We start from the raw sequence: 11,564 nt of genomic DNA on the forward strand, positions 1-11,564 counted from the left end.
CGGGTCGGCCCGCCCCTGCCCGCGCAGGCGCGGGCATGGGGAGGCGCGGTCCCGATGACGCTCACGGCGGTGTGCCTGACGGCGCTGCTCCAGGCGGCGCAGAACCAGCCGTGGGGCTACCGGCTGGTGCAGGACGTGGGCGCCGTCCGGGCCGCGGACCCCCTGGGCCCGGCCCTGCTGCGCACCCCGCTGTCACTGTTCGTACCGGCGCTTGACCTGCCGGTGTGGGGCGCGCTCGCGCAACTCCTGTTCGTGTTCGGCATCGCGGAGATCTGCCTCGGCTGGCGCCGGACGCTGACCGTCGCGTACGTCGCCACGCTCGCCGGGACGCTGTACGCGCGCGTGGGCATCGCCCTGGGTCCGGACTCCTGGCTCGGCCTGCCGGCCTCGGACGCGCAGGTCGTGGACACCGGCCCGTCGGCGGCCGTGGTGGGCCTGGCCCTGTATCTGTGCCTGCGCTACCGCGCCCGCGCGACGGCGGCGGCGGTGGTTGTGGCGATGGTGACGGAGGTACTGGTGAAGGACAACCTGGCAGGCAAGGAACACATCGCGGCCCTCGCAGGCGTGGCAGCCCTGTGCGGAGCCCTCTCCAAGAGAGCACGGGACATCGTGCGCCCGACCCCGATCGCCGACACAGAACCCCTCGACCCACAGCCCGCCAACGCCCCCGAAGGGGCGCGGGGAACCGCGCGACCAGCCCCCACCGACCCGCACCCGAACGACGACCCCCCACCCCCCACCGCACCCGCACCCGCACCCCACAGCGGCCGACGCACCCGCCCGCCCGGATACCCTGCGCCGGTGCCCCCACCGCCCCTCACCCCACCCACACCGCCCACACCATCCACCCCACCCGCCTCACCCCCGGAGGGCCTCCGCTTCGCGTTCGGCACCCTCACCGTGCTCCCCGTCACGGTGACCCGCTGGGACCGCGGCGCCGCCCGCCTCGGCATGCTGGCCGCCCCGCTGGTCGGGCTGGTCGTGGGCGCCTGTGCGGCCGCCACCGGGCTGCTGCTGCTCCTGCTGGGCGCGGCCGCGCCGCTCGCGGCCGTCGCCACCGTCGCCGTACCGGCCGCCCTGACCCGCGGTCTGCATCTGGACGGGCTCGCCGACACCGCGGACGGGCTCGGCAGCGGAAAGCCCGCCGAGGAGGCGCTGCGGATCATGAAGCGGTCCGACATCGGCCCGTTCGGCGTGATCACGCTGGTGCTGGTGCTGCTGGCTCAGGTGGCGGTCCTGGCGCAGGCGTACGCCGACTCGTGGGCCCGGGGCGCGCTCGCCGCCGTGGTCGCGGCGACCGCCGCCCGGCTGGCGCTGACCACCGCCGCCCGCACCGGGGTGCCGGCCGCCCGGCCGGAAGGGCTGGGCGCGGCGGTGGCCGGGGTGGTACCGACCGGCCGTGCCCTGACGGTCGGGGTCGCGGTGCTGGCGGCGGCCGGGGCCGCGGGCACCCGGTTCGGGACGTACGGCGCCGTCCAGGCCGCCCTCGCGGTCCTGGTCTCGGCCGCCGCCGCCGAACTCCTGCTGCGCCACTGCGTGCGCCGGTTCGGCGGGGTCACCGGAGACGTGTTCGGCGCGCTCGCGGAGACGGCGGCGACGTCGGCCCTCGTGGTCCTGGCGCTGGGCGGCTAGTGCCTCGGCAGGCAACGTTCGCCCGTCAAGGAGCGGCGTTCGGTGCGTGCTCTCGGCGTGCCGGCCGGAAGTCCTCGTACTGGATGTACTTGGGCTTTCGGCCGGTGCGGCGAGAGTGCGTGCCGGGCGTCGCGACGGGGCGAACGTTGCCTGTCGGGGCACTAGCCAGTGCCCCGGCACCACCACTGCCGCGCCCGCCACCTCACGAACACGACATCGCACGAACACGACGTTCCACGAACACGACATCGCACGAACACGACATCGCACGAACACGACGTCCCACGAACACGGCGTCTCCCGGCGGAATTCGGCGTTCCAGGAGAAAACCCACCACCCCCTCGTGAAGGACACGGGCGGCATCGGTGAGAATTCAGCGAAGAGACGGGCGGATCGTCCGTCCGGAACCGGCGAGTGTGCCTCAGGTCACCGCAGTGGAGGGGGAAATGTGGCCATGACGTCACTCGCGGGTGAACGTCCGGGGTAATGAGCAAGCGCACACACACGCGTAGGCTCGTCCCGGGTGCTCGCCGACAGGGCGAAGGCCCCGGTCGCGACGCGCCCTGAGGCCAAAGCCAGGGTCGGTCCCCGGGCCCGGTCGACCCACCCATTCGGCCACAGCAACTTCACATCGGAAGCGAGATTTCACCACCGTGACTGCTCTCACTCTCAGCACCGCCGCGGCGCCCGGCCTGCGGGCCGACGCGATCGTCGTCGGTGTCGCAAAGGGCGCCAAGAGCCCCGTCGTCGCGCCGGGCGCCGAGGCCGTGGACAAGGCGTACGACGGCAAGCTCGCCGGCGTCCTGGAGACCCTCGGTGCCACCGGCGCCGAGGGCGAGCTGACGAAGCTGCCCGCTCCGGCCGGCTTCAAGGCACCGCTCGTGGTGGCGGTGGGCCTCGGCGAGGAGCCCGCGAAGGGCGCCGCCCACGGCACCGAGGCGCTGCGCAAGGCCGCCGGTGTCGCCGCACGCGCGCTGGGCGGCGCCAAGAAGGCCGCCTTCGCGCTGCCGGTCGCCGACGCCGCCGCCGTCTCCGCGATCGCCGAGGGCGTGCTGCTGGGCGCGTACTCGTTCGACACGTACAAGGACAACGGGAACGGCAACGGCAAGGGCGCGAAGGCCGGCAACGGCAAGGCCCCGATCGCCGAGGCCGCGCTGCTCGGCGCCAAGCCCCGCGACAAGGAGCACAAGGCGGCCCTCACGCGTGCCACCGCCGTCTCCGAGGAACTGAACCGCGCCCGCGACCTGATCAACACCCCGCCGAACGACCTCACGCCGGAGTCGTTCGCGGCCATCGCCCAGGCCGCGGCCAAGGAGCACGGCATCAAGGTGCAGGTGCTCGACGAGAAGGCGCTGGTCAAGGGCGGCTACGGCGGTCTCCTCGGGGTCGGCGCCGGCTCGGCGGCCGGACCGCGTCTGGTGAAGCTGTCGTACACGCACGCCAAGGCCAAGAAGCACCTCGCCTTCGTCGGCAAGGGCATCACCTACGACTCGGGGGGCATCTCGCTCAAGCCCGCCGGTCACAACGAGACGATGAAGTGCGACATGAGCGGCGCCGCCGCGGTGTTCGCCGCGGTCGTCGCCGCCGCCCGGCTCGGCCTGGAGGTCAACGTCACCGGCTGGCTGGCGCTCGCCGAGAACATGCCGTCGGGCACGGCGACCCGCCCCGGTGACGTGCTGCGCATGTACAGCGGCAAGACCGTCGAGGTGCTCAACACGGACGCCGAGGGCCGGCTGGTCCTCGCGGACGCGCTGTGGGCAGCCTCACAGGAGAAGCCGGACGCGATCGTGGACGTCGCGACCCTGACCGGCGCCATGGTGCTGGCGCTGGGCAGCCGCACCTTCGGGATCATGGCGAACGACGACACCTTCCGCGGCACCATCCACACGCTCGCGGAGGAGGTCGGTGAGCCGGCGTGGCCGATGCCGCTGCCGGAGCACCTGCGCAAGGGGATGGACTCGCCCACGGCCGACATCGCCAACATGGGCGAGCGGATGGGCGGCGGCCTGGTCGCCGGCCTGTTCCTGAGGGAGTTCATCGGCGACGGCATCACCTGGGCGCACCTCGACATCGCCGGTCCGGCGTTCAACGAGGGCGGCCCGTTCGGGTACACGCCGAAGGGCGGTACGGGCACCGCGGTGCGCACGCTGGTGCGGCTGGCCGAGCAGACCGCGGACGGCGCCCAGGGCTGAGACCGCCCGTCGGCTCGACAGCTCAGGGGCCCGGGGCGACCGCGGACCGGGTACGTCCGGTCACGCGGTGGCCCCGGGCCCCTGAGCGTCTCCGCGCGCGCCGGCCGGGACGTGGGGTGTCTCACACCCGGGCCCCGCGTCCCGTACACCCTCGGCAGGTGCGAAGATGGAGCCCGGCAGGACAGGGCCCCACCACAGGGCCGAAGAACGAGCGGCCGGACACCAGCCGACCGACCGGTCAACCCCCCATTCGATACCAGGGGCCCGGCGTACGGCGCACATGCATGGAGGACGTGACGTGGCGAACGACGCCAGCACCGTTTTCGACCTAGTGATCCTCGGCGGTGGTAGCGGCGGTTACGCCGCGGCCCTGCGCGGGGCTCAGCTGGGACTGGACGTCGCCCTGATCGAGAAGGACAAGGTCGGCGGTACCTGCCTGCACCGGGGCTGCATCCCCACCAAGGCCCTGCTGCACGCGGGCGAGATCGCCGACCAGGCCCGCGAGAGCGAGCAGTTCGGCGTCAAGGCCACCTTCGAGGGCATCGACGTACCGGCCGTCCACAAGTACAAGGACGGTGTGATCTCCGGGCTCTACAAGGGCCTCCAGGGTCTGATCGCCTCGCGCAAGGTGACCTACATCGAGGGCGAGGGCCGTCTGTCCTCCCCGACCTCCGTCGACGTGAACGGTCAGCGGATCCAGGGCCGCCACGTCCTCCTGGCGACCGGCTCCGTGCCGAAGTCCCTGCCCGGCCTGGTGATCGACGGCGACCGGATCATCTCCTCCGACCACGCCCTGGTCCTGGACCGCGTCCCGCAGTCCGCGATCATCCTGGGTGGCGGTGTCATCGGCGTCGAGTTCGCTTCCGCGTGGAAGTCCTTCGGCTCGGACGTCACGGTCATCGAGGGCCTCAAGCACCTCGTCCCGGTCGAGGACGAGAACTCCTCCAAGCTTCTTGAGCGCGCCTTCCGCAAGCGCGGCATCAAGTTCAACCTGGGCACCTTCTTCCAGAAGGCCGAGTACACCCAGAGCGGCGTCAAGGTCACCCTCGCCGACGGCAAGGAGTTCGAGGCCGAGGTGCTGCTCGTCGCCGTCGGCCGCGGCCCGGTCTCCCAGGGCCTCGGCTACGAGGAGCAGGGTGTCGCGATGGACCGCGGCTACGTCCTGGTCGACGAGTACATGCGGACCAACGTCCCCACCATCTCCGCCGTCGGCGACCTGGTCCCGACCCTCCAGCTCGCCCACGTCGGCTTCGCCGAGGGCATCCTGGTGGCGGAGCGCCTGGCCGGTCTCAAGACCGTCCCGATCGACTACGACGGTGTGCCGCGAGTGACGTACTGCCACCCGGAGGTCGCCTCCGTCGGCATCAGCGAGGCCAAGGCCAAGGAGATCTACGGCGCGGACAAGGTCGTCGCGCTGAAGTACAACCTGGCGGGCAACGGCAAGAGCAAGATCCTGAACACCGCGGGCGAGATCAAGCTCGTCCAGGTCAAGGACGGCGCCGTGGTCGGCGTCCACATGGTCGGCGACCGCATGGGCGAGCAGGTCGGCGAGGCCCAGCTGATCTACAACTGGGAGGCGCTGCCCGCCGAGGTGGCCCAGCTCATCCACGCCCACCCGACGCAGAACGAGGCGCTCGGCGAGGCGCACCTGGCCCTGGCCGGCAAGCCCCTCCACTCCCACGACTGAGCCTTCGGTCGACAAGCGCGACGACACAGACTTCCGCAATTCGTTAGGAGCACCCGAAACCATGGCGGTTTCCGTAACCCTTCCGGCGCTCGGTGAGAGCGTCACCGAGGGCACTGTCACCCGCTGGCTGAAGGCCGAAGGCGAACGCGTCGAGGCCGACGAGCCGCTGCTCGAAGTCTCGACCGACAAGGTCGACACCGAGATCCCCTCGCCCGCCGCCGGCGTGCTGGCCTCCATCAAGGTCGCCGAGGACGAGACCGTCGAGGTCGGCGCCGAGCTGGCCGTGATCGACGACGGTACCGGTGCCCCGGCCGTCGCCCCGGCCCCCGCCGCCGCCGCGGCGCCCGCACCGGCACCGGCCGCCCCCGTGGCCGCACCGGCCGCCCCGGTGGCCGCACCGGCTCCGGCTCCGGTTCCGGCCGCCCCGGCGCCCGCCGCCGCTCCGGCCGGTGGCGCCCAGGGCACGGACGTGGTCCTGCCCGCGCTCGGCGAGTCTGTCACCGAGGGCACCGTCACCCGCTGGCTGAAGTCGGTCGGCGACAGCGTCGAGGCCGACGAGCCGCTGCTCGAAGTCTCGACCGACAAGGTCGACACCGAGATCCCCTCGCCCGTCGCGGGCGTGCTGCTGGAGATCGTGGTCGGCGAGGACGAGACCGCCGAGGTCGGCGCCAGGCTCGCCGTCGTCGGCGCCCCGGGGGCCGCCCCGGCCGCCGCTCCGGCACCGGCCGCTCCGGCGCCCGCCCCCGCTGCCCCGGCTCCCGCCCCCGCCCCCGCCGCTCCGGCACCTGCCCCGGCACCGGCCGCCCCCGTGGCCGCCCCGGCACCGGTCCAGCCCGCCGCTGCGGCGCCCGCTCCGGCTCCGGCTCCGGTCGCCCCCGCGCCGGTCGCCCCGGCTCCCGCCGCGCCGGCCCCCGTCGCGACGGCCGGTGACGACGGCGCCTACGTGACCCCGCTGGTGCGCAAGCTCGCCGCCGAGAACGGCGTCGACCTGGCCACCGTCAAGGGCACCGGCGTCGGCGGCCGTATCCGCAAGCAGGACGTCATCGCCGCCGCCGAGGCCGCGAAGGCGGCCGCCGCCGCTGCCCCGGCTCCGGCTCCGGCCCCGACGGCCGCCCCGGCGGCCCGGAAGGCCGCGCCGACGCTGGAGGTCTCCCCGCTCCGCGGCCAGACCGTCAAGATGCCCCGCATCCGCAAGGTCATCGGCGACAACATGGTCAAGGCGCTGCACGAGCAGGCCCAGCTGTCGTCGGTCGTCGAGGTCGACGTCACCCGTCTGATGCGGCTGCGCGGCCAGGCGAAGGACTCCTTCGCGGCCCGCGAGGGCGTCAAGCTCTCCCCGATGCCGTTCTTCGTCAAGGCCGCCGCGCAGGCGCTGAAGGCCCACCCGGTCATCAACGCCAAGATCAACGAGGCCGAGGGGACCATCACCTACTTCGACACCGAGAACGTCGGTATCGCGGTGGACTCCGAGAAGGGCCTGATGACCCCGGTCATCAAGAGCGCCGGCGACCTCAACATCGCGGGTATCGCCAAGGCCACGGCCGACCTGGCGGGCAAGGTCCGGGCCAACAAGATCACCCCGGACGAGCTGTCCGGCGCGACCTTCACCATCAGCAACACCGGCTCCCGCGGCGCGCTGTTCGACACGATCATCGTGCCGCCGGGCCAGGTCGCGATCCTCGGTATCGGCGCCACGGTCAAGCGTCCGGCCGTCATCGAGACGGAGGAGGGCACGGTCATCGGCGTCCGCGACATGACGTACCTGACCCTCTCCTACGACCACCGCCTGGTGGACGGCGCCGACGCGGCCCGTTACCTGACCGCGGTCAAGGCGATCCTGGAGGCGGGCGAGTTCGAGGTCGAACTGGGCCTGTAACCCCACCCACCCCACTGTGCCCCCCGCCCGACCCCGGGCGGGGGGCACCGTCATGTCCCCCGAGCGGCACAGCCGACCACCCACCACCACCCCCGCAGGGGGGGCGCGAGGAACTACGGGACCAGCCCCCACGACCCGCACGCACCCCCACACCCGAACCACCCCCCACAGGGCCGCGGGGAACCGCGCACCCGACCCCCCACAACCCGCACACACCCGCCCCACGTCCACCACCCCCACAGGGGCGCGAGGAACTGCGCGACCAGCCACAACGCACCCGAAGCCGCACAACACCCCGTCCCGCCCCCACCTGGCCCCCACCTCGTCCCCGCCCCGTCACCACCCCGCCCGCACCCACTCCCCACGCCCCCACACCCCCTGTAAGCCTCATCTCACCTGCACGAAAGCATCCCGACCAGCCCCACCCGCGGAGCGAACCGGCCTTATTGTCTAAACGTCAGTGCCCCGGGGCCGATGGGCGGCCCCTCCCGAAGGAGTCGTCATGACCGCGCCCGTCGTCCACTCGCTGCGCGAGCAGATCCGCGAGCACATCGTGGAGGGAATCGTCAGCGGGCGCTGGAAGCCGGGCGAGCGGATCGTGGAGCGCCGGATCGCCACCGAGCTGGAGGTCAGCCAGACCCCGGTGCGGGAGGCGCTGCGGGAACTGGAGTCGCTGCGGCTCATCGAGTCGTCGCCGAACAAGGGCGTACGCGTGCGCAATCTGACGGCCGCCGACCTGGAGGAGAGCTACCCGGTGCGGGCCGGCCTGGAGGCCATCGCGGCGGAGCTGGCCGCGGAGCGGCTGGCACAGGACTGCTCGGCGCTGGAACCGCACGTCGCCGCCCTCTACGAGGCCGACCGGGACTCCGACGGCACGGCCCAGGTGCGGCACACCGTCGCCTTCCACCGCGAGCTGGTCCGCGCGGCGGGCAACTCGGTCCTGCTGCACACCTGGGAGGGCCTCGGCATCGAGGTGTTCACCGCCCTCTCGATCCGCTGGCTGGGCACGGTGCAGCAGTCCTACGCCGAGGAGCACGAGGATCTGGTGGCCGCGTTCAAGAGACGGGATCCGCGCATCGCCGAGTTGGTGAAGGCCCATGTACTGGGGTGCGCGCCGCGGGCCTAGCCCATGATCGGCCGTCGGATCCACCGCGGTGTAGGTTGATCCAGACACGTCTCCACCTGCGGGAACGTGGGGCCGCACCCGTCACCCGGTGCCATTGGCAGGGGCACCCCGTGCCGAGTTTCTCGTAATCGAGAGGTTTTGCCCCTCAACCCTTTGATCGATCATCGATCACGGGGTTAGAGTCCTGACGGACTTCCACCCGAGTCCACGCCCTGTCCTGCCAAAGACCAAGGGCACCCCGAACCCTTACCGATGAGGGAACCCCCTTCGACTGAGGAAGGCGGCGACATGACCGACCCCAACGCCATCCAGCCGAGCGCGCTCGACCAGCTCCCGGACCGCGACCCCGAGGAGACCGCCGAATGGCGGGCCTCACTCGACGCCGTCGCCCGTGAGGCCGGGCCGCACCGCGCCGCGTACCTGATGCGGCGCACGCTGGAACAAGCCGAGGCGGACGGCATCGCGCTGCCGAAGCTCCTCGAAACCGACTACATCAACTCCATCCCGACCGCCGCCGAACCGGCCGTACCCGGTGACGAGGCGATGGAGGCCCGGATCACCGCGTGGAACCGCTGGAACGCGGCCGCGATGGTGACCCGCGGCAGCAAGCACGGCGTCGGCGGCCACATCGCCACCTTCGCCTCCGCCGCCTGGCTGTACGAGACGGGCTTCAACCACTTCTTCAAGGGCAAGGAGTCCGCCGAGGCACCCGGCTCCGGCGACCAGATCTACGTCCAGGGCCACGCCTCCCCCGGCATCTACGCCCGCGCCTTCCTGGACGGCCGCCTCGACCGGACCCAGCTCGACAACTTCCGCCAGGAGGCCGGCGGCAACGGCCTGCCGTCCTACCCGCACCCGCGCCGCCTGCCCTGGCTGTGGGAGTTCCCGACGGTGTCGATGGGCCTCGGCCCGCTGTCGGCGATCTACCAGGCACGCTTCAACCGCTACCTGACCAACCGCGGCATCAAGGACGTCGCCGCCTCGCACGTGTGGGCGTTCCTCGGCGACGGCGAGATGGACGAGCCCGAGGCGACGGCCGCCCTCGCGCTCGCCGCGCGTGAGGAGCTGGACAACCTCACGTTCGTCATCAACTGCAACCTCCAGCGCCTCGACGGCCCGGTGCGCGCCAACTTCAAGATCGTGCAGGAGCTGGAGGCCCAGTTCCGCGGCGCCGGCTGGAACGTCGTCAAATCCCTGTGGGGCTCCGCCTGGGACGAGCTGTTCGCGCTCGACACCACGGGCGCGCTGGTCCGCCGGCTGCGCGAGGTGCCGGACGCCCAGGTGCAGACGTACCAGACCCGGGACGCGGCCTACATCCGCCAGGACTTCTTCGGCAAGGACCCGGCCCTCGTCGAGCTGGCGAAGCTGCTGAGCGACGACAAGATCCTGGAGTGCTTCCACCTGTCGCGCGGCGGCCACGAGCCCCGCAAGGTCTACGCGGCCTACCGGGCGGCCCTGGCGCACAAGGGCGGGCCGACCGTCATCCTGGCGCAGACCGTCAAGGGCTTCACCCTCGGCGAGGGCTTCGCGTCGAAGAACGCCAACCACCAGATGAAGAAGCTGACGGTGGACGAGTTCAAGACGATGCGCGACCTGCTGGGGCTGCCGATCCCGGACAGCGACTTCACCGACGGCCAGGTGCCCTACGGCCACCCGGGCGCCGACTCCGCCGAGGTGCGCTACCTCCAGGAGCGCCGCGCGGCCCTCGGCGGTCCCGCGCCGGCCCGCCGCGTGCACCCGCTCCCCGCGCTGCCCGCGCCCGCCGACAAGGCGTTCGCCGCCTTCGACAAGGGCTCCGGCACGCAGAACCTGGCGACCACGATGGCCTTCGTCCGTCTGGTCAAGGACCTGGTGCGGGACAAGGAGACCGGGAAGCGCTGGGTGCCGATCGTCCCGGACGAGGCGCGCACCTTCGGCATGGAGTCGCTGTTCCCGTCGCTCGGCATCTACTCGCCCAAGGGGCAGACGTACGAGCCGGTCGACCGCGACCAGCTGATGTTCTACAAGGAGGCCAAGAACGGCCAGATCCTCAACGAGGGGATCACCGAGGCCGGTTCGATGGCCGACTTCATCGCCGCTTCGACGTCGTACGCGACGCACGGCGAGGCGATGATCCCCTTCTACATCTTCTACTCGATGTTCGGCTGGCAGCGCACCGGCGACCAGATGTGGCAGCTCGGCGACCAGCTGGGCCGCGGCTTCCTGGTCGGCGCCACCGCGGGCCGCACCACGCTGACCGGTGAGGGCCTCCAGCACGCCGACGGCCACTCCCCCGTCATCGCCGCGACCAACCCGGCGGCGCTGACGTACGACCCGGCGTTCGCGTACGAGATCGCGGCGATCGTCAAGGACGGTCTGCGCCGGATGTACGGCGAGGCCGCACCGGACGAGGACCAGAACGTCTTCTACTACCTGACCGTCTACAACGAGCCGCTGCCGCAGCCGGCCAAACCGTCCGCCGCCGGTGTCGACGAGGGCATCGTCAAGGGCCTGTACCGCTTCAACACGGCGGAGTCGGCGGGGCTCACCCCCACGGCCAACGCCCCGCGCATCCAGCTGCTGGGTTCCGGTACGGCGATCCACTGGGCGCTGACCGCGCAGAAGCTGCTCGCCGAGGAGTGGGGCGTGGCGGCCGACGTCTGGTCGGCGACGTCCTGGACGGAGCTGCGCCGGGACGCCATGGCGGCCGACGCGGCACTGCTGCGCGGCGAGGACCGGGTGCCGTACGTCCGCCAGGCGCTCCAGGGCGCCGAGGGCCCGGTACTCGCGGTCTCCGACTACATGCGCCAGGTGCCGGACCAGATCGCGCAGTGGGTCGAGCAGGACTACACCTCGCTGGGCGCCGACGGCTTCGGCCTGTCGGACACCCGCCCGGCCGCCCGCCGGCACTTCGGTGTCGACGCCGAGTCGATCGTCGTCGCGGCGCTGGCCCAGCTCTCCCGGCGCGGCGAGGTGAAGGCGGCGGCGGTGAAGGAGGCCCGCGAGCGCTACGGGCTGTAGGACGTCCGTGGGTGTGCGCGGGGCGGGCCCGGTGGCGATCCGGCCCCGCCC

The 11,564-nt window shown here is 72.3% G+C and carries 6 protein-coding genes; all 6 read left to right on the forward strand.

What is annotated here, in order from left to right:
• Positions 1-801 precede the first annotated feature (801 nt).
• The 6 genes from ACFC09_RS43190 (at position 802) to aceE (ending at position 11,513) form a co-directional block, all read left to right on the forward strand.
• Positions 802-1,632 carry an adenosylcobinamide-GDP ribazoletransferase gene (locus ACFC09_RS43190; protein WP_376538186.1) on the forward strand — a complete coding sequence of 277 codons (831 nt, stop codon included), beginning with the start codon at positions 802-804 and terminating at the stop codon, positions 1,630-1,632.
• Between the two features lie 653 nt (positions 1,633-2,285).
• On the forward strand, positions 2,286-3,824 hold the full coding sequence (locus ACFC09_RS43195; RefSeq protein ID WP_376538174.1) for a leucyl aminopeptidase: 1,539 nt from the start codon (positions 2,286-2,288) through the stop codon (positions 3,822-3,824).
• A gap of 298 nt (positions 3,825-4,122) precedes the next feature.
• Complete coding sequence (lpdA, locus tag ACFC09_RS43200; RefSeq protein WP_376538176.1) at positions 4,123-5,511, forward strand: dihydrolipoyl dehydrogenase; 1,389 nt, start codon at positions 4,123-4,125, stop codon at positions 5,509-5,511.
• 61 nt (positions 5,512-5,572) lie between these two features.
• Positions 5,573-7,387, forward strand: a complete 1,815-nt coding sequence (gene sucB / locus ACFC09_RS43205; RefSeq protein WP_376538178.1) for a 2-oxoglutarate dehydrogenase, E2 component, dihydrolipoamide succinyltransferase — start codon at positions 5,573-5,575, stop codon at positions 7,385-7,387.
• 502 nt (positions 7,388-7,889) lie between these two features.
• Positions 7,890-8,513, forward strand: coding sequence for a GntR family transcriptional regulator (locus ACFC09_RS43210; protein WP_376538180.1), 624 nt, complete (start codon positions 7,890-7,892; stop codon positions 8,511-8,513).
• Positions 8,514-8,801: 288 nt separating this feature from the next.
• A complete protein-coding gene (gene aceE, locus ACFC09_RS43215; RefSeq protein WP_376538182.1) occupies positions 8,802-11,513 on the forward strand; it encodes a pyruvate dehydrogenase (acetyl-transferring), homodimeric type in 2,712 nt (903 codons plus the stop codon).
• The last annotated feature ends 51 nt before the right edge of the window (positions 11,514-11,564 follow it).

Origin of the sequence: Streptomyces sp. NPDC056161 (assembly GCF_042268025.1) — a bacterium.
In the GTDB taxonomy this organism is placed as follows: domain Bacteria; phylum Actinomycetota; class Actinomycetes; order Streptomycetales; family Streptomycetaceae; genus Streptomyces.

Coding starts and splice junctions, on each gene's coding strand:
- sucB (WP_376538178.1), top strand. CDS start 5,573: ATGGCGGTTTCCGTAACCCTTCCGGCGCTCGGTGAGAGCGTCACCGAG.
- aceE (WP_376538182.1), top strand. CDS start 8,802: ATGACCGACCCCAACGCCATCCAGCCGAGCGCGCTCGACCAGCTCCCG.
- ACFC09_RS43210 (WP_376538180.1), top strand. CDS start 7,890: ATGACCGCGCCCGTCGTCCACTCGCTGCGCGAGCAGATCCGCGAGCAC.